Origin of the sequence: Xenorhabdus entomophaga (assembly GCF_037996725.1) — a bacterium.
GTDB lineage: Bacteria > Pseudomonadota > Gammaproteobacteria > Enterobacterales > Enterobacteriaceae > Xenorhabdus > Xenorhabdus khoisanae.
In genome coordinates, this window is sequence record NZ_JBBMXH010000018.1 from 39,817 (window position 1) to 58,426 (window position 18,610).

16 protein-coding genes and 1 other RNA gene are annotated in these 18,610 nt (G+C 42.5%); 10 read left to right on the forward strand and 7 right to left on the reverse strand.

The genetic code is table 11. The annotated features are described in order from the left end of the window. Window positions 1-125: 125 nt before the first annotated feature. Together glnK and amtB are read left to right on the forward strand one after the other, a co-directional pair. Window positions 126-464, forward strand: a complete 339-nt coding sequence (gene glnK / locus AAC854_RS05885; RefSeq protein WP_340616295.1) for a P-II family nitrogen regulator — start codon at window positions 126-128, stop codon at window positions 462-464. 14 nt (window positions 465-478) lie between these two features. Continuing rightward, window positions 479-1,759, forward strand: a complete 1,281-nt coding sequence (gene amtB / locus AAC854_RS05890; protein WP_340616296.1) for an ammonium transporter AmtB — start codon at window positions 479-481, stop codon at window positions 1,757-1,759. Between the two features lie 130 nt (window positions 1,760-1,889). Here the strand turns inward: amtB and tesB are convergent, their stop codons facing one another. Next, entirely contained in the window at window positions 1,890-2,744 is an 855-nt protein-coding gene (gene tesB, locus AAC854_RS05895; RefSeq protein WP_340616297.1) for an acyl-CoA thioesterase II, read from the reverse strand. A gap of 505 nt (window positions 2,745-3,249) precedes the next feature. On the opposite strand from tesB, the gene ffs reads away from it, so the two are divergent. After that, an RNA gene (ffs, locus tag AAC854_RS05900) (signal recognition particle sRNA small type) lies at window positions 3,250-3,346 on the forward strand. Window positions 3,347-3,436: 90 nt separating this feature from the next. Here ffs and AAC854_RS05905 read toward each other — a convergent pair. The 4 genes from AAC854_RS05905 to AAC854_RS05920 all read right to left on the reverse strand — a co-directional run bounded on the left by AAC854_RS05905 (window position 3,437) and on the right by AAC854_RS05920 (window position 9,067). Continuing rightward, complete coding sequence (locus AAC854_RS05905) at window positions 3,437-3,640, reverse strand: HHA domain-containing protein (protein ID WP_010845060.1); 204 nt, start codon at window positions 3,638-3,640, stop codon at window positions 3,437-3,439. 47 nt (window positions 3,641-3,687) lie between these two features. Then, window positions 3,688-4,056, reverse strand: a complete 369-nt coding sequence (tomB, locus tag AAC854_RS05910) for an Hha toxicity modulator TomB (protein WP_340616298.1) — start codon at window positions 4,054-4,056, stop codon at window positions 3,688-3,690. 647 nt (window positions 4,057-4,703) lie between these two features. Continuing rightward, a complete protein-coding gene (locus tag AAC854_RS05915) occupies window positions 4,704-7,853 on the reverse strand; it encodes an efflux RND transporter permease subunit (protein ID WP_340616299.1) in 3,150 nt (1,049 codons plus the stop codon). A 14-nt stretch (window positions 7,854-7,867) separates the two neighbouring features. Further along, a complete protein-coding gene (locus tag AAC854_RS05920; RefSeq protein WP_340616300.1) occupies window positions 7,868-9,067 on the reverse strand; it encodes an efflux RND transporter periplasmic adaptor subunit in 1,200 nt (399 codons plus the stop codon). A 140-nt stretch (window positions 9,068-9,207) separates the two neighbouring features. Between AAC854_RS05920 and acrR the strand changes: the two genes are divergently transcribed. From acrR to mscK, 3 genes are all read left to right on the forward strand, one after another. Then, window positions 9,208-9,858, forward strand: a complete 651-nt coding sequence (gene acrR / locus AAC854_RS05925) for a multidrug efflux transporter transcriptional repressor AcrR (RefSeq protein WP_340616301.1) — start codon at window positions 9,208-9,210, stop codon at window positions 9,856-9,858. 27 nt (window positions 9,859-9,885) lie between these two features. Then, complete coding sequence (locus AAC854_RS05930) at window positions 9,886-10,239, forward strand: DsrE/DsrF/TusD sulfur relay family protein (RefSeq protein WP_340616309.1); 354 nt, start codon at window positions 9,886-9,888, stop codon at window positions 10,237-10,239. A 192-nt stretch (window positions 10,240-10,431) separates the two neighbouring features. Continuing rightward, a complete protein-coding gene (gene mscK, locus AAC854_RS05935; RefSeq protein ID WP_340616310.1) occupies window positions 10,432-13,797 on the forward strand; it encodes a mechanosensitive channel MscK in 3,366 nt (1,121 codons plus the stop codon). 74 nt (window positions 13,798-13,871) lie between these two features. Here mscK and rsmS read toward each other — a convergent pair whose 3' ends face one another. Next, window positions 13,872-14,036 (reverse strand): pleiotropic regulatory protein RsmS, encoded by a 165-nt coding sequence (gene rsmS / locus AAC854_RS05940; RefSeq protein ID WP_340616302.1) that lies wholly within the window; start codon window positions 14,034-14,036, stop codon window positions 13,872-13,874. 21 nt (window positions 14,037-14,057) lie between these two features. Continuing rightward, window positions 14,058-14,600 carry a primosomal replication protein PriC gene (gene priC / locus AAC854_RS05945; protein ID WP_340616303.1) on the reverse strand — a complete coding sequence of 181 codons (543 nt, stop codon included), beginning with the start codon at window positions 14,598-14,600 and terminating at the stop codon, window positions 14,058-14,060. A 209-nt stretch (window positions 14,601-14,809) separates the two neighbouring features. Between priC and apt the strand changes: the two genes are divergently transcribed. The 4 genes from apt (at window position 14,810) to recR (ending at window position 18,405) form a co-directional block, all read left to right on the forward strand. Next, window positions 14,810-15,361, forward strand: a complete 552-nt coding sequence (apt, locus tag AAC854_RS05950; RefSeq protein WP_340616304.1) for an adenine phosphoribosyltransferase — start codon at window positions 14,810-14,812, stop codon at window positions 15,359-15,361. Between the two features lie 97 nt (window positions 15,362-15,458). Further along, window positions 15,459-17,417, forward strand: a complete 1,959-nt coding sequence (gene dnaX / locus AAC854_RS05955; RefSeq protein WP_340616305.1) for a DNA polymerase III subunit gamma/tau — start codon at window positions 15,459-15,461, stop codon at window positions 17,415-17,417. 50 nt (window positions 17,418-17,467) lie between these two features. Continuing rightward, window positions 17,468-17,797 (forward strand): YbaB/EbfC family nucleoid-associated protein, encoded by a 330-nt coding sequence (locus AAC854_RS05960; protein WP_047963933.1) that lies wholly within the window; start codon window positions 17,468-17,470, stop codon window positions 17,795-17,797. After that, the gene (recR, locus tag AAC854_RS05965) at window positions 17,797-18,405 is read left to right on the forward strand and encodes a recombination mediator RecR (protein ID WP_340616306.1); all 609 of its coding nucleotides are present in this window, start codon (window positions 17,797-17,799) and stop codon (window positions 18,403-18,405) included. The genes AAC854_RS05960 and recR overlap by 1 nt, the downstream gene beginning before the upstream one ends. Window positions 18,406-18,610 lie beyond the last annotated feature (205 nt).

Below are 18,610 nucleotides of genomic sequence, written 5' to 3' on the forward strand. Positions count from 1 at the left end.
CCCTTCCTTAGAGATGTTCTTCAGTAATATGTTGATTAAATATTATTTTTAACTTTTGGCATATCCCTTGCAAACAACCCTGTGTAAACACAGCAAATACAAATACAGCAAAAAGTGGGGGAAATATGAAGTTAATTACCATCATCATAAAGCCATTTAAGCTGGACGAAGTGAGAGAAGCGCTTGCTGATATAGGAGTGCAAGGTATGACTATCACAGAAGTAAAAGGATTTGGACGCCAAAAAGGTCATTCTGAGCTTTATCGAGGAGCTGAATATAACGTTAACTTTTTGCCCAAAGTTAAGATTGATATTGCTATCAATGATGAACGGGTTGAGGAGATTGTCGATATTATTCAGCAGACTGCATTCACGGGAAAAATGGGGGACGGAAAGATTTTTATCTTTGAGTTACAGCATGCCGTTCGTATCAGGACGGGTGAAACGAACGACTCAGCACTGTAAATAGGAGGAGAAAAATGAACAAGAAACTCTTATCCATAGTTGGCCTTGCAGTCAGTTTTCCTTCATTCGCTTTTGCTGCGGAAAAAACGCTTGATAAGGCTGATACAGTATTTATGTTTATAAATACTGTATTGGTACTTTTTATGACGATACCCGGAATTGCTCTGTTCTATGGAGGGCTATTGCGCCGCAAAAATGTTTTGTCATTGATGTCACAGGTGATTGTCAGTTTTTCATTGGTTTGTGTGCTTTGGGTTGTTTACGGTTACAGCATGACTTTTGAGGCGGGTAACCGTTTTTGGGGTGGATTAGATCAAGTCATGCTGAAAAATATATCTATAACTGACCTGAATGGGGGATTCTATAAATTAATTCATGTTGTTTTTCAGGGGGCATTTGCTTGTATCACTGTAGCTTTAGTGGTGGGAGCCTTATGCGAGAGAATCCGTTTTTCAGCATTATTGATTTTTAGCGTGTTATGGCTGACGGTATCGTATATCCCGATGGCACATATGGTGTGGGGAGGAGGTTGGCTTGCTGAGGATGGCGCTTTGGATTTCGCTGGTGGGACGGTTGTTCATATTAATGCGGCAGCGGCAGGGCTGGTTGGCGCTTATCTACTGGGAAAGCGTTCAGGATTTGGACGAGAGGCGTTTAAACCCCATAACTTACCAATGACTTTTATTGGAATGGCTATCCTTTATATCGGCTGGTTTGGGTTCAATGTGGGGTCCGCTGGTGCAGTAAATGCCATTGCAGCACTGGCACTCGTGAACACTGTAATAGCAACAGCGGGGGCGGTATTATCGTGGGTTATTTCTGAGTGGTTATTTCGTCAGAAACCTTCACTTTTGGGAGCATGTTCAGGGTGTATTTCAGGTTTAGTGATAATTACGCCTGCTGCGGCAACGGTTGGTATCGGTGGTGCGCTGATTATGGGACTGATTGCAGGTGTTGCTGGTTTGTGGGGAGTGGTCATACTGAAACGGTGGTTGCGTGCAGATGATGTCTGTGATGTGTTTGGTGTGCATGGAGTATGTGGCATCATCGGTTGTTTATTGACCAGTGTTTTTACCGCGTCCATTTTAGGTGGAACAGGATTCCCTGAGGGAATGACAATGTTACGGCAGTTCGGTATTCAGATGATTAGTATATTAGTTTGTATTATTTGGTCATCGTTGGCTGCTTATATTTCATTTAAGATCGCCGATAAACTGGTTGGATTACGCATTAGTATTGAATCAGAAAGGGAAGGGTTGGATATTACTTCACATGGTGAAAGTGCTTATAACTGATCATACTTTTCTTCTTTGAACACTGTGTGCCGTGCCGCAATAACAGAGAATAACAACAGGACAACACCAATGGCACAGTACTTATTTCTTTTCTGTTATTACGGCATACAGTGTGTATTTAATTCATTCATTACAGCTTTCTGATGACTCCTTCTTGAACCGTAGAAGCGATGAGAGCACCTTGACGGGTATAAATATGCCCGCGCACAAAACCACGAGCTCCTGATGCTGATGGACTTTCGATCGCATAGAGCAACCAATCATTCATACTAAAAGGGCGGTGATACCACATTGAATGGTCAATTGTGGCTACTTGCATATTACGTCCCATAAATTCTACGCCATGGGGCTGTAATGATGTCGGTAGGAAATTGAAGTCTGAAGCATATCCGAGTAAGCAGCTGTGAATGAATGGGTCTTCCGGCATTTTCCCATTGCTGCGGAACCAAACATAACGAACAGGGGCTTTGGGGGAGTGATTAGGTAAGATGTGAGGTTTGATTATTTTCATTTCCAGAGGTGGTGTAGAAAAAGCATTTTTTAGTTTGGCGGGAAGTGAGTCAGCCATTTTTTTTGCTATTTCTTCTTGGGATTCTAACTCTTCTGGAGGGGGAACGACAGGCATGGTGTTCTGGTGTTCAAAACTTTCTTCATGACTTTGGAAAGAGGCCGTCATATAGAAAATAGGGTGACCATATTGTATTGCACTGACACGACGAGCACTAAAACTTTTCCCATCACGCAATATTTCGACATCATAAACGATCGGCTTACTACTATCTCCCGGGCGTAAAAAATAGCTATGGAAAGAGTGAATCATTCTATCATCAGTAACGGTTTGTTTTGCTGCATATAGCGCTTGGCCTATCACTTGTCCGCCAAAAACTTGAGGAAATCCCAAATCCTCGCTTTGCCCTCGATAAATTCCATCTTCTATCTTTTCCAGATGTATTAAGTTAATTAAATTTTGTAATGCCTGGCTCATAACATCCTTTGCTTTTTAAGCGTGTAAAAAATGGATAAACGATGATTACAGATAATAAATTTTAAATTATTCGAAAATCAATTCATAAAATTGTAAATAAAATTTATGAATATGTTTTTTATTCTGGAGATGAATTATCACGTTCAATTTTATCAATGCTTGTCAGATAATGCGAATAATATTGTTTTTCTGGTTTATTTGTTGATTTGTATGGCTATTTTTTGTTTTGAAGGACGTGAAAAGAAAGGGGGTATTTTAGTTAATTTGATATTTTAAATTATTGGCTTTTTGTATGATACAGAAGTGATTTATTGGGCTTGCTTAATGTATTTGCTTATTCTTCTATCTGTATATAGGAAATGTGCCACATTTGTGTCTATTTGGTTATTTTTACACCTGAGAGTGCAATAAATAAGCATTCAAATAAAGTTTCCTTGCTATTTCATGATGTATGAAAGATAATGTCGACCGCTTCGCAGTTGGAAGCGAATATCAATGAGGGCTCTGTTGGTTCTCCCGCAACGCTAACTTGTTAACTTGGTCAGGTCTGGAAAGAAGCAGCCATAGCAGGGGATGTGTGTGCCGGGATGTCGCTGGCAGGGCCCTCACCAGTTTTAAGCTCATCATTGACTTTATGCCGTCAGCCGATAATCGCTACCGGCTTTGGTCACTTCCTATCTGATCACTTCAGTTTAGCGGACAAATTTCCAAACAGACGATGGGATCTTATCATAGAGTTTATTCATGGTAAGTTCGGCTAAACGGTGGTCAGCAGCGGAGTAGAACAGTTCAAGTTCATCATCCGAAAGCTCATATTTATTTTTTTCAATTACGCGTTCCAGTGTTTCAATAGAAGTGCATTTTCTCAAACGCATCAGATAGTCAGTTTTAGTCATAGTCGCCTTATCTTATTTGGTATAAAAAATAGTTAGAAATATATTTATTAGGTTTTGCTTAAAGAAGCATTCAAATCATGTAACAGAATGTTAGTTAAGTGTTCGTTTGTTCTTTGCCATTTTGTAAGTTCAAGAAAGCTTATCTTATCACTTCCAAATAAATTATATGTTTCATCCAGATACTCATCAATTAAGGTACTAAGATCGTAGTTATCTGCGTATTTAATTTTAAAACTCCAGACGAAAGCTGCAATGTGTTCGATCAATTCGTTTAATTTTAAGCTTTTTTCGGAACTTAGATCATGAATCCAATGATTGTCAGTGCGATTCAGGACTGAAAGTGCCTTGTGAATTAAATTTTCACATAAATATTTTAATTCAGCAATATCGTGTCTTCTTGGTGAATATTCATCCATAATCACCTCCGTAAACAAGGCGCAGCTTATTTGAACTAAGGATTATACATGCTATTTATTATAGTCATTCTTTTAGAATGAAGCCTATCAAAACATGATTATTATTTATTAATATTAAAGCCCTATATTACGTATCTGACCAACTAGGGTTTTTAAAGAAGACTAATTTACGCTTAATTATGACAAAAATGCTTAGTTCTAGCAAAGCCTGATTTTTGGCGATAGCTTAACAGTCTACTATAAAGGATAGTCATATCTGCATATGCTGTTAAATATATTGAAATAAACTAATACAGTAGATGCTGTAGCAATAGCACAGAAGTCATTATAGGCGATTGTGTTGCGACTTTCAAAATCAATATAGCGCTATTATTACATATGTCACCATCGAGATGGAACACTTTTTACCGTTAAAGGTGTTATCAGAAGAAAAACAAGCAAGGTTACCAATTTATCTTCTATTTATTATAAAAAACAAAAAGATGCCGATTTTAAACATAACTCGGATTTCATAAGTGTTTATTTTGATTAGATTATGGGTGTGTTTTAACGTAAATATTGTAAGGTTGATGGTTTGTTGTGTGAACTGATTCCGTTTCATTTAAAAAGGCCACACAAGTGGCCTTTTTAACATAGTTGAGTTGAATTTAGTGATGGGTTGAGATCTGTTCAATCTCCTCACTTTTCTTTGTAAATCGACGCTTAATGACAACGAAAAATACTGGAACGAAATAGATTGCCAGTGATGTAGCTGCAATCATGCCACCCAGTACCCCGGTTCCTACGGCATTTTGTGCTCCTGACCCTGCGCCATTGCTCAGTACCAGAGGCATAACCCCAAGCATAAAGGCCAGAGAGGTCATTAGGATTGGGCGCAGGCGCATTCTGACAGCATCTAAAGTTGCTTCTATTAATCCCTTTCCTTCCTTCTCTATCAGATCCTTAGCGAATTCTACAATAAGGATGGCGTTCTTCGCGGATAATCCGATAGTCGTCAACAAGCCAACCTTAAAGTAAACGTCATTGCCCAGGCCACGCATCGATGTTGCTAACAATGCACCAATAATCCCGAGAGGAACGACCAGCATTACTGAAAATGGCACAGACCAGCTTTCATAAAGAGCTGCCAGACAAAGGAAGACAACAATCAATGACAGCGCATATAGAGCCGGGGCCTGATTACCAGACAAGCGTTCCTGATAAGACATTCCAGTCCAGTCATAGCCAATGCCGGGTGGTAATTGTGATGCCAGTTGCTCCATCAGAACCATTGCGTCACCGGTACTTTTACCTGAAGCTGCTTCACCCACGATTTCCATGGAAGGGAGGCCGTTATAGCGTTCCAGACGTGGAGAACCATAAACCCAAGGTTCTTTCGATGTGTCTATGAATGCAGAAAACGGCACCATTTGGCTAAGATAGTTACGGACATATAAGTTGCTGATATCACTCGGTAACATGCGGTAGTGTGCATCAGCCTGGATATAGACTTTTTTCACACGACCTCGATCAATAAAGTCATTGATATAAGTACCACCAAACATCGTACTTAATGTTGTGTTGATATTGGTGGTAGATACAGCCAATGCTTCCGCTTTTTCCTTATCGATATGGATCCGGTATTGCTGCGAGTCATTCTGTCCATTAGGACGAACGCTCGTGAGCATATCTGGATGTTGTGCGACCATACCAAGTAATTGATTACGTGCTGCTGTCAGTGCCTCATGCCCCAGGTTTCCTTTGTCAATCAATTGGAAGTCAAAACCACTGGCAGAGCCCAGCTCTACAATTGAAGGAATATTAAATGCAAAGACAATAGCTTCCTTGATTTGAGCAAAATTCTCGTTTGCTCGCGCTACAATGGCTGGAACCTTATCTTTTTCGTCTTTACGCAATTCCCAATCTTTTAAGCTGACAAATGCCAGACCGGTATTTTGCCCCTGACCACCGAAACCAAAGCCGTTAACTGTAAACGCAGATTTAACAACATCTTTTTCTTCGGTATAGAAATAGTCATTGATTTGATCCAATACTTTCTGCGTCTGTTCCTGAGTGGAGCCTGGTGGTAATTGAACCATTGCCAATAAGACGCCTTGATCTTCTTCTGGCAGGAAGGAGGATGGCATGCGGTCAAACATCCAGGCCATACCGCCTATTAATACGACATAGATCACCAGATAACGCCCGGTAGCACGCAACATCCGCCCAACACTATCGGTATAATGATGGGTGCACTTTTCAAACATGCGGTTAAACCAGCCAAAGAAACCTTTCTGAGAGCCATGGCTGCCTTTAGCAACAGGTTTGAGCATGGTGGCACATAGTGCAGGAGTCAGAATTAAGGCTACCAGCACAGACAGCACCATTGCTGAAACAATGGTGATTGAGAACTGACGGTAAATTGCCCCTGTCGCTCCTCCGAAGAATGCCATTGGTACAAATACCGCGGACAGTACCAGTGCAATACCGACAAGTGCCCCTTGAATTTGCCCCATCGATTTTTTGGTGGCTTCTTTCGGTGACAGACCTTCTTCCTGCATCACACGTTCGACGTTTTCCACCACAACAATGGCATCATCCACGAGCAAGCCGATAGCAAGCACCATGGCAAACATGGTCAATGTATTGATGGAATAGCCAAATGCAGCAAGAATGGCAAATGTGCCAAGCAATACAACCGGAACCGCGATGGTTGGAATCAAGGTTGCGCGGAAGTTTTGCAGGAACAGATACATGACGACAAACACTAGCAAAATGGCTTCTGCCAATGTTTTTACCACTTCGAAAATAGAAATTTTAACGAATGGAGTTGTGTCATAGGGATATACAACCGTCAACCCATGTGGGAAGAAAGGCGACATCTCAGCCAGTGCTTTCTTGACTGCTTTTGAGGTATCTAATGCGTTAGCGCCTGTCGCGAGTTTAATACCGATCCCCGCTGAAGGTTTGCCATTGAACCGACCAATCATACTGTAACTTTCAGCGCCTAACTCAACGGTGGCGACATCACTTAAGTTAATGTGCGAACCATCGGGATTCACACGCAGCAAAATATTGCTGAACTCTTCCGCCGAATTCAGACGAGTTTGTGCGATGATTGAGGCATTTAAGCGCTGACCCGGAATGGCAGGGGTTCCGCCTAATTGCCCGGCTGCAACCTGATTATTCTGAGCTTTAATCGCACTAATGACATCACTGATGGTCATTTTATAGTTGAGCAATTTGTCAGGGTTGAGCCAGATACGCATGGCATACTGTGTACCAAACAGTGCTGTTTCCCCTACACCAGTAACACGGCTCAAGGAGTCTTTGACATTGGCACCAACATAGTCTGCAATATCATCTTGAGTCATGGAACCATCTTCAGAAAGGAAACCTGCCACCATCAAAAACGAACTGGTGGTTTTATCAACACTGATCCCTTGTTGCTGAACTTCTTGAGGTAACAAGGGCATTGCCAATTGCAATTTATTCTGAACTTGTACTTGCGCGACATCTGGATCCGTGTTCGCTTCAAAGGTCAGCGTGATATTCATCTGACCGGCTGAATCGCTGCTGGAAGACATATACACCAGGTTATCGATACCATTCATGTTCTGTTCAATAACCTGTGTTACAGTATTCTGCAATGTTGTCGCGTCAGCTCCGGGGTAAGCCGTTGAAATAGAAATCGCAGGTGGCGCAATTGCGGGATATTGCTCCACAGGTAATTTCATGATTGCCAGCAGGCCAGATAGCATGGTGATAATCGCAATTACCCATGCAAAGATTGGCCGCTCGATAAAAAACTTAGGCATGAATCACCTACTCCTTATTGAGGCTTTTTTGCAGGCTCAGCTTGATCAGCTGTAGGTTTGGCGTTCAGATCAGTTTCTGTTGGCTTAACCGTTATTCCTGGCATTATTTTTTGTAACCCTGTAACGATTACTCTATCCCCAGCTTTCAAACCTTCTTTTACCAGCCACTTGTTACCGAGTGCCTGAGCAGCATTGATATTGCGCAATTCTACTTTGTTATCTTTATCAACAACCAATGTGGTTGCCTGGCCGCGAGGTGTTCTGGTAATTGCTTGCTGAGGAACCAAAATCGCATTTTGGCGCACACCTTCTTCTAACTTGGTACGGACGAACATACCCGGGAGTAATTCTTCATTTGGGTTTGGGAAAACAGCACGCATAGTAATAGAGCCTGTTGATTCATCAACCGTAACATCTGAAAACTCAAGGTAGCCTTCTTGGCTGTACTCTCGGCCTGCGTCAGTAATTAGACGGATTTTGTTTTTCTTACTCTTTTGCTGAACAGTTCCTCTTGCAACTTCATTTTTAAGCCGTAGATAGTCATCACTTGATTGGGTGATATCAACGTAGATAGGATCCAATTGCTGAACGGTTGTCAAAGCGGTTGGCTGCCCTGCTGAAACCAATGCCCCTTCTGTGACGGTGGATTTACCCGCGCGACCAGAGATAGGGGAAGTGACTCTGGTATATGCCAAATTGATTCTGGCACTTTCCAGCGCCGCTTGAGAGGACTGAACATCTGCGTTTGCCTGTTCGTACTCAGAAGTTGCTTTATCAAACTCCTGTTTACTCACATATTGTGTTCCTAACAAAGACTTATAACGTTCAACAGTTAAGTGAGATACGTTGGCATTGGCTTGTGCTCTGGCCAGACTCGCTTTGGCTTTATTGTATTCTGCCTGATAGGTTGCTGGATCTATTTGGTATAACGACTCTCCAGCGGTAATATCACTTCCTTCTTTATAGTTACGTTTCAGAATAATGCCGCTGACTTGAGGCCGAACTTCTGCAACACGGTAGGCTGTTGTACGGCCTGGCAACTCCGCGATGACTGTAAGAGGTTCTGCTTTCAGCGTTACGATACCCACTTCAGGAACATGCTGGCCAGTAGTCCCTTGCTGTGTATTTTGATTGTCATTACATCCTGAAAGAATGAAACTGCCTGAAAGTACCAGTAATATGGCCAGAGGCAAAACTCCCCTGTTTTTTCGCATAAGTAAACCTCAATTTTTCAATGTCGATTCTCTAATCTAATGGTGAAATCATTACTTTATTGATTAAGGGTGCTATAGTACAAACATACATGAATGTATGTAAATCAGCTTAAGTCAAAAACAAAGTTTATGGCGCGAAAATGGCACGAAAAACTAAACAACAAGCACAACAAACTCGTCAGCAAATCATTGAAGCCGCGATAAAGATTTTTTCTGAGCGTGGTGTTTCCGGTACCTCATTATCTGATATCGCAATTGCAGCAGGCGTAACGCGCGGAGCAATTTACTGGCACTTTAAAAATAAAACGGATCTACTTTCTATTGTTTGCAAAATGCCAGCGCATAAAATAAACGAGTTAGAGAAAGAGTATCAAACAAAATACCCTAATAATCCACTCCTTGCATTGAGATCTTTATTGATTTCTATGTTAAGAATGATGATTGATGATTTCCAAATCCGCCAGTTAATGGAAATTTTCTTCCACAAATGTGAGTTCGTTGGAGAAATGTCTTTATTAGCTGAAGAGCTTAGGGAGACATGTATTTCTGATTACCAGAAGATTGAAAAAGTATTGTCGGATTGCATTCAATCAGGAGAGTTGCCCTATGATCTTGACCTCAGGCGTTCTGCTATCATGTTGAGGGCATTTATGGCGGGGTTACTGGAAAATTGGTTATTCTCACCGGACAGTTTTAATATTCAAGAACAATCTGCACATTTGGTGGATAGCCTCATTGATACACTTAAACATAGTCACCACCTGCGATGCAGTGAGAAAAATACACACTGAATACAGGAATAACAAAAATAAATGTTAATGGAATCCATTCTGATTATCGCCAATGGGGCGGCATATGGTAATGAGTCTCTTTTTAATGCGTTGAGACTGTCCATTGCTCTTAAAGAGCATGAACCCCACAACGAACTGAAATTGTTCCTGATGTCTGATGCTGTTGTTGCTGGTTTGGCCGGGCAGGCCCCTAAAGAGGGCTATAATCTAAAACAGATGCTGGAAATTTTGACAGCACAGAATGTCGAAGTTAAATTGTGCAAAACCTGTACGGATGCCAGAGGAATTAGTGAACTGGTATTGGTTGATGGTGTAGAAATTGGTACGTTGAGCGAATTGGCTCAGTGGACATTGGCTGCATCGAAAGTGTTATCATTTTAAAATTAACGCCTCAGGAAGTGCGAAATCAGAAATACCGCCGATGTTTCTGATCGTTAGCACTATCATTCCATTATCTGCAATTGACGAGTAGATGAGTTCATGGTTTCTGTTAACCGATACTTGGGTGTTTTGCTCAATAAGAGGGACTTGTGCAACAAACTCCCGGATAGACTATTTTTTCGCTTTGTTTTGATGTTGGCGTTACTTTTTCTCCTGTCATCGTTCTTTTCTCCGGCGAATGCGGCTTTCAGTAGTGATGTTCCAACCCGTACTGATATTCAAAATCAGCTTAATCTCCTGACAGAACGTAAAGAGCATACGGTTGAGGAAAAGGTATCAATAGCTGACTTGGAAAAAGCCCTTTCTTTCTTTGATAAGATAGATTGGGTGAAGCAGGAATCCAATATACTGAAAAAAAATCAGCAAGAAGCCCCGCAAAAATCACGCCAGGTTATGACTGAATTGGAAAACCTGAGAAATAACGCTGAGAAAAATGAAAATGAGTATAAACAGGTGTTGGGAACATTATCCCTGAAACAGCTTGAATCGAAACTGAACAACACTCTGTATAGTTTGCAGCGGGCACAAGAAAATCTTGCCAACTACAATAGCCAGTTAATCGGGCTGCAAACACAACCAGAACGTGCGCAAAACGTACTATTCCGCAATGTGCAAAGATTGCAGCAAATTCGTAATCAACTCAATAACGCATTGACTGAACAACAGGAATCAAGCCGTACCCAGACGGAATTGTTGTTGGTAGAACAATTTTTCTTGATGCAGCAGAATGATCTTCAAAGGGCATCTTTACAGGCGAATACGCAGCTACAGTCACTCTTACAGCAGCAACGGGATTACACGACATTTCAAATTGGGCAATTGGAACGTTATGTCCAATTCATTCAAGATGTGGTGAGTGGCAAGCGCCTGATCCTTTCTGAAGAAAAAGCCAAAGAAGCACAAACGCAAGACGGAAAAAATTCACATATTCAGGATAATCCGCTGATTCAAGAGGAAATCGATAACAACCGTGAACTCAGTGAACGGCTGGTTGCTGCAACCCGTGATAATAATCAATTGGTGCAGAAAAACATTCGCGTCAAAAATTATCTGGATAGAGTTATTCAGTCTGAGAGGAATCTAAAAGAGCAGATCAAGGTGTTACGTGGCAGCTTGTTACTATCGCGTATTTTGTTTCAGGAGCAGTTGAAAGTACCTCAAGATGTACTGACGAAGGATTTACCGACAAAAATTGCTGATTTACGCCTGGAACAATTTGAAATCACTCAGGAACGAGAACAGCTTTATCAAGACAATTCTTATGTCGCTGATTTATTGAAAGATAACCACAATAGAATAGAGAACGAATCCCCTGAGATGCTGGAAGAAGTCCATAATGCCATCAACCAAATTCTGGATGTTCGCCGTGAGCTTTTGGATCAACTCAATAATCAGTTGGGAAATCAGATTACTCATGCCATCAACTTACAGACGGATCAGCAGCAATTGTCGGATGTTACCAAATCGCTGGAACAAACGCTTGTCCAGCAAATCTTCTGGGTAAACAGCAATAAGCCGATGAATTTGGCCTGGCTGAAATCCCTGCCTGAGCAGGTTCAAGAAGAGCTGAGCAATCTGAATATTCATTTGACGTTGAGTGACCTGATTATAGGCTTGAAGAATTCCATTCATTTTGTTATTCCGCTTTTGCTGGTTGGTTTGTTTTTGCGCTGGCAAACTAAAGGCATTAATGAGCAATTACAGAAAATTGCTGATGAAGTGGGGCAGTTCCGTCGTGATAGCCAGTTACATACTCCACTGGCACTGATCTTGACACTGATAAAAACATTACCGCTCGCTTTTATTGTGCTGGCGGTGGGTTATTGGTATTCGAAATCAGGTGATGATTTAGGTGATTTGATTTGGGGATTTTCCCGTCAATTAGCACTATTTTGGATTATGTTCAGTTGTAGTTACCAGATTCTGGCTAAAGGTGGGATTGGAGAACAACATTTTTCTTTGAACAGAGCTGATTGCGCGTTATTCCGCAAAAATCTCGCCCGCTTGTCAATTGCGGTGTTGCCTATTTTGTTCTGGATAACCTTGGGCGTCAAGCATCCCCTTCGGCTGTCTGATGATGTTATTGGTCAATGCACTGTATTGATTTGTCTGTTTTTTGTCTTTCTTTTTGTCTTTCCTTTCTGCCGTCGGGTATGGCGTGAAAAAAGTGCGCACATGATTCGCACCATAGTGGTGACAATATTAACGTTTGCACCGTTGATTTTGATGGTGTTGATGGTATCAGGCTATTTCTACACAACCTTGCGTTTGGCAGAACGTTGGCTCTATAGCCTGTATCTGCTGTTTCTCTGGCATATCAGTTATCAGGCTTGTTTACGGGGATTGGGTATTGCCGCCCGCGGCATTGCTTATCGACGTGCAGTTGCCCGACGTCAATCTTTGGCAAAAGAAGGCGCTGAAGGGGAAGTGATTGAAGAACCGCCAATGGCCTTGGATCTCATTAACCAGCAATCATTGCGTTTGACCAGTATGGTGTTGTTTTTGATCTTTTTAGGTGCATTTTATTGGATTTGGTCTGATCTGGTGACCGTATTTTCTTACCTTGATGGGGTCAATTTGTGGCAATACAGCACAACAACAGAGTTGGGCAACGTACTGAAATACGTGACCTTGAAGGATTTAGCATTGTCGATAGCCATGCTGGTGATTGCATGGGTCATGATGAGAAACTTACCCGGATTATTGGAAGTGTTAGTACTATCCCGATTGCAGTTACAGCAAGGTTCTTCATATGCCATTAAGACGACACTCACTTATCTGATCATTGGGGTCGGGGGGATAACTGCATTAGGAACATTGGGCGTTTCCTGGAATAAATTGCAATGGTTGGCAGCCGCTCTTTCAGTTGGTTTAGGTTTTGGTTTACAGGAAATCTTTGCCAACTTTGTCTCAGGTTTGATCATTTTGTTTGAACGCCCAGTCCGTATTGGAGATACGGTAACAATAGGAACTTACTCTGGATCAGTCAGTAAGATCCGTATTCGTGCGACGACGATCACAGATTTTGACCGCAAAGAAGTGATCATTCCCAATCGGGCATTTGTGACGGAACGTCTTATCAACTGGACACTTTCTGATACCGTTACGCGAATTATCATTAAGGTTGGCGTTGCATATGGCTCCGATCTGGATAAAGTGAAAGAAGTTTTGTTAAAAGCGGCGAATGATAATTCACGCGTGATGAACGAACCAGGGCCGCAAGTTTACTTCATGAGTTTCGGTGCCAGTACTCTGGATCATGAATTAAGGCTCTATGTGCGAGAATTAGGTGATCGCAGCCGTACTGTGGATGAAGTTAATCGCAGCATCGATAAATTATGTCGGGAAAATGATATCAATATTGCGTTTAACCAGTTGGAAGTTTATTTACATAATGGGCAGGGTGAGAGTCTGCAAGAAGTCGATAAGCAACTGAACATCGGGAACCGTCATTCAGATGGAAAATTTTCTTCCGGCGACAAACCATTCCTGCCTTAGTTTATTTTCTGGTTAAGCCATTTTTTAAAAATGGAGCCTGATGGAATAAAAAATGAAATAAGTATAAATCTTGCTTATTCTTCAGGTCGTAGAGATTGTTGTTCCAGTTTTCCCTGAAAATCACGTTTGACGATCTCCAAGGCTGCGAGAGCGATATCTGGAGGAATTCCGTTGCATTCAAGCAAATAAATGAGATCGACCGCGAGCTGTACTTCAGGTGATGATTGTTCGAGAGTCATAAATGGATATTCCCTTTGTGGCTAATCTAAATTTTCCTGTTTTTCGATCGATTTTTCGATGCGCATCAAGGCTTGGCGACAACGGGCTAATCTTCCCGCCAGAGCGGCGATTTCTTTTTGTAGCTTATACTTATCAGTAAGCGTATTTTGCTTATTTAACTGTAATTCTCGGTCATCAATCATCGCGATTAAACGGCGCTCATAATCTTGATGTTCAGCCAGGCGTTGATAAAGATCTTTTTCTTGTGATCTGCGTTCAAACTTATCTTCTTGTTTTCGTAGTGCTTGGGTTGATATTTCGCGTTTTAATGCTTCTATTTGTGTCACTAAACGTTCAGAAAGAAATTTAACTTGCTCAATACGGCCATCGTTTACACAGGTTTTTAATTGCGCCATATTCTGTTTGATTTCTAGCATATAGCCACCAAGTTTATTGCTGTGATGATGGAATAGCGTTTGATCAAAACGAGGAATAGAAAAAGGTGTATCAGACAGTAAGGTGAGATCTTTTTCCAGCATACTGATTTGTTTTTCAAGTGCACTTAATAAATTTTGTATGCCCATCAGCACCCCGTTATTGTTAATAATCTATTAGTAAAAGTCGACGTAACATCGGCCTATTGTTTTGGGTAGTAATAACATCTAATGTGATAAATGCAAAGCTTGACCTAAATCAACAAAATATAGGCTGTTATTTGCTTTGCAGTTGCTTTTTCCCAGTAGTTTGAATAGATTTTACCGTTTTCGTTTTTTATAACTGGCTGGCATCGATTATGACCGCTAACGCACAACAACTCCAATTTATTAAAGATAGTATTGAAACGATCCCTGATTATCCAAAAGCAGGCATACTTTTTCGTGACATTACCACATTGCTGGATAATCCTGCTGCCTACCAAGCTACGATAGATCTGTTGGTGGAGCGTTATCAGGGAAAAGGCATCACGAAAATTGTTGGTACTGAAGCTCGTGGTTTCTTATTTGGTGCTCCTGTCGCACTGCGTTTGGGTGTGGGTTTTGTTCCTGTCCGCAAAAAAGGCAAACTACCGCGTGAGACGTTAAGTGAAACTTACGATCTGGAATATGGCACTGATACATTGGAAATTCATAAAAGCAGCATCAATGAAGAAGACAAAGTTCTTGTTGTTGATGATCTTCTTGCAACGGGTGGCACCATTGAAGCAACTGTAAGCCTGATCCGCCGTTTGGGTGGTGAAGTGTCTGAAGCTGCTTTTATCATTGGGTTACCAGACTTAGGTGGCGTTGAGCGTTTGAAAAAGCAGGGCATTAATAGCTACGCTATCATTGAATTCTCTGGCCACTGATTGTTCCGATTTTTGCATTATTAGTACATCAGCCTCGCCGTTCATGGTGAGGCTGTGCTAGCATGATAGACAGTCATGTTCAATTTCTCCGGTATTCATGAGCTATCAGGTACTTGCCCGTAAGTGGCGCCCACAAATATTTTCTGATGTTGTTGGTCAGCAACATGTGCTGACTGCACTGGCGAATGGTCTTGAGCACCATCGCCTCCATCACGCTTATCTTTTTTCCGGCACTCGAGGTGTAGGTAAAACCACGATCGCACGTCTGCTGGCAAAAGGACTGAATTGCGAAACGGGTATTACAAAAACTCCATGTGGTCAGTGTGCCAACTGTCTTGAAATTGAACAGGGGCGATTTGTCGATCTGATTGAAATCGATGCCGCTTCCCGAACAAAAGTAGAAGATACCCGCGAGTTGCTGGACAATGTTCAGTATGCCCCTGCCCGAGGTCGTTTCAAGGTTTATCTTATTGACGAAGTTCACATGCTTTCCCGACATAGCTTCAACGCTCTGCTGAAGACGTTGGAAGAGCCGCCTGAACATGTGAAATTCCTTTTGGCAACGACAGATCCACAGAAATTGCCAGTGACTATTCTTTCACGCTGCTTGCAATTCCATCTGAAAGCGCTTGATGTGAACCAGATTAGTCGCCAGTTAGAACACGTCCTGCATGAAGAGCAGATAGAGAGCGATACCCGTGCCCGTCAGCTTCTTGCGCGAGCGGCAGATGGCAGTCTGCGTGATGCCTTGAGTTTAACAGATCAGGCCATTGCGCTTGGTGGTGGAAAACTGACATCAGATATCGTCAGCCAGATGCTGGGAACACTGAATGATGATCAACCGTTGGCGATAATTGAATCGCTCATTCGTGCTGATGGGCAACACGTGATGGCTTTGGTTGAACAAGTGGCATCTCGAGGTGTGGATTGGGAAAATTTGCTGATCGAAATGTTGGCACAATTACACCACATTGCCATGCTCCAGTTATTGCCGCAGCAACCTGAAAGTGAACCTTCTTCAACGGAAGGGCGCTTGCGTCTGCTGGCAAGGTCAATTTCTCCGACCGATTTACAGCTGTATTATCAGACACTATTGGTGGGTCGCAAAGAACTCCCTTATGCACCAGAGCGTCGGATGGGTGTCGAAATGGCACTATTGCGGGCTTTGGCATTCCATCCTAAAACTGTCATTGATGAAACACCGTTATCTACTGTGGAAATCCCTGTATTGCCAGCAGGTGTTACACCAGCAGCACCGCCTGTAACCCCGTTTTCCCCAAAAAATGAGGAAAATGGACGAGACGAACAGAGAGCGCCTCAATCAACAGGCACGACATCCACAACGAACAGCCCAACAGCAAAATTATTGCAAGCAAGGGATTCGCTGACTCGTCAGGGAAATATCCCACCAAAAAAGCCTGAGCCGGCAGAGTCTGCAAGGGCAAAGCCGGCAAGTTCGGCGCTGGAACGCTTGGTGGCCGTTGCTGAACAACGGCCTCAATCTTATATCCCTAAAGTGCAAGAGACTAAACCGGTAAGGAAAGAGGCATATCGTTGGCGGGCAACTAATGTTGAAGAAAAACAGCAGTCAGTCACGACACCAAAAGCGATAAAAGCAGCGCTAGAGCATGAGAAGACCGCAGAATTAGCAGAGAAGTTGGCTATTGAATCGAAAGAGATAGATTCATGGGCCGCGGAAATTGATAAACTGCATATTCCTAAGTTGGTTCAGCAGGTAGCGCTGAATGCGTTTAAGGAACAGATTGGTGAAAATCGACTCTGTCTGCATTTACGTTCAAAACAGCGCCATCTTAATTCGGCGTCAGCACAGAAATCGTTGAGCGAAGCGTTAAGTGAGTTGCATGGAAAACCTATTGAACTCAGTATCGTTGAAGATGATAATCCTGCGGTAAAAACGCCTTTGGAGTGGCGACAAGCCATTTATGAGGAAAAATTGGCACAAGCGCGCCAATCTATTATTTCGGATAGAACGATTCAAACACTTCAGCAGTTATTCGATGCAGAATTGGATGAAGAAAGTATCCGGCCTGTTTAACCGCCGCAGTGTACCTTATTATGCTGTGGCTATAGCGAAGAGAGAGAATTATGTTTGGTAAAGGTGGTTTGGGCAATTTGATGAAACAGGCCCAGCAGATGCAAGAAAAAATGCAGAAAATGCAGGAAGAAGTTGCAAGTCTGGAAGTGACGGGTGAATCTGGCGCGGGTCTGGTTAAAGTGACTATTAATGGTGCGCACAACTGCCGCCGTGTTGAAATCGATCCAAGCCTGATGGACGATGACAAAGATATGCTGGAAGATCTGATTGCCGCTGCTTTCAATGATGCGGCTCGCCGTATTGAAGAAACCCAGAAAGAAAAAATGGCAAGTGTTTCCAGTGGAATGCAATTACCGCCTGGCTTTAAGATGCCATTCTAATGCAAACCAGCCCTCTTCTTGAATCGCTGATGGAGGCACTACGCTGTTTACCTGGTGTAGGCCCTAAATCTGCTCAGCGGATGGCATTTCATCTATTACAGCGGGAACGCAGCGGTGGAATGCGGCTGGCGCAGGCATTGACACGAGCGATGTCTGAAATTGGTCATTGTCAGGATTGCCGGACATTCACTGAACAGGAACAATGCGCTATTTGTGCCAATCCCCGTCGGCAGCAGAATGGGCAGATTTGTGTGGTAGAAAGCCCGGCTGATATTCATGCCATTGAGCAGACGGGTCAGTTTGCGGGGCGTTACTTTGTCCTGATGGGGCACTTATCGCCTCTGGATGGCATTGGGCCAATGGATATTGGTTTGGATCGTTTAGAAGAACGACTATCTTCTGAAACATGGTCAGAAATTATTTTGGCAACGAATCCAACTGTCGAAGGAGAGGCGACAGCAAACTATATTGCAGAAATGTGTTCGCAATATGGTGTGACAGCCAGCCGAATCGCTCACGGTGTCCCTGTTGGCGGTGAGCTTGAAATGGTGGATGGTACAACGCTATCCCATTCGCTGGCTGGCCGTCAAAAAATCACTCAAGTGTGATTTCTTGCCCAATTTGCGTAGTAAATTCAAATGGATGGTGTTGCGGAACATGCCACCATCCATAATAAATTTATACGTTGAAGGGACTAATTTTACGCGATGCTCGACTTTTATGATGAGTTGAAATGACATAGCCGCTCCTTTATAACTTTAAGTCGTCAAAAATAGAGAAATAAAGGAACAAAAGGCTATGTCACAGCAAGAT

Coding starts and splice junctions, on each gene's coding strand:
- glnK (WP_340616295.1), top strand. CDS start 126: ATGAAGTTAATTACCATCATCATAAAGCCATTTAAGCTGGACGAAGTG.
- amtB (WP_340616296.1), top strand. CDS start 479: ATGAACAAGAAACTCTTATCCATAGTTGGCCTTGCAGTCAGTTTTCCT.
- tesB (WP_340616297.1), bottom strand. CDS start 2,744: ATGAGCCAGGCATTACAAAATTTAATTAACTTAATACATCTGGAAAAG.
- AAC854_RS05905 (WP_010845060.1), bottom strand. CDS start 3,640: ATGACTAAAACTGACTATCTGATGCGTTTGAGAAAATGCACTTCTATT.
- tomB (WP_340616298.1), bottom strand. CDS start 4,056: ATGGATGAATATTCACCAAGAAGACACGATATTGCTGAATTAAAATAT.
- AAC854_RS05915 (WP_340616299.1), bottom strand. CDS start 7,853: ATGCCTAAGTTTTTTATCGAGCGGCCAATCTTTGCATGGGTAATTGCG.
- AAC854_RS05920 (WP_340616300.1), bottom strand. CDS start 9,067: ATGCGAAAAAACAGGGGAGTTTTGCCTCTGGCCATATTACTGGTACTT.
- acrR (WP_340616301.1), top strand. CDS start 9,208: ATGGCACGAAAAACTAAACAACAAGCACAACAAACTCGTCAGCAAATC.
- AAC854_RS05930 (WP_340616309.1), top strand. CDS start 9,886: ATGGAATCCATTCTGATTATCGCCAATGGGGCGGCATATGGTAATGAG.
- mscK (WP_340616310.1), top strand. CDS start 10,432: ATGTTGGCGTTACTTTTTCTCCTGTCATCGTTCTTTTCTCCGGCGAAT.
- rsmS (WP_340616302.1), bottom strand. CDS start 14,036: ATGACTCTCGAACAATCATCACCTGAAGTACAGCTCGCGGTCGATCTC.
- priC (WP_340616303.1), bottom strand. CDS start 14,600: ATGGGCATACAAAATTTATTAAGTGCACTTGAAAAACAAATCAGTATG.
- apt (WP_340616304.1), top strand. CDS start 14,810: ATGACCGCTAACGCACAACAACTCCAATTTATTAAAGATAGTATTGAA.
- dnaX (WP_340616305.1), top strand. CDS start 15,459: ATGAGCTATCAGGTACTTGCCCGTAAGTGGCGCCCACAAATATTTTCT.
- AAC854_RS05960 (WP_047963933.1), top strand. CDS start 17,468: ATGTTTGGTAAAGGTGGTTTGGGCAATTTGATGAAACAGGCCCAGCAG.
- recR (WP_340616306.1), top strand. CDS start 17,797: ATGCAAACCAGCCCTCTTCTTGAATCGCTGATGGAGGCACTACGCTGT.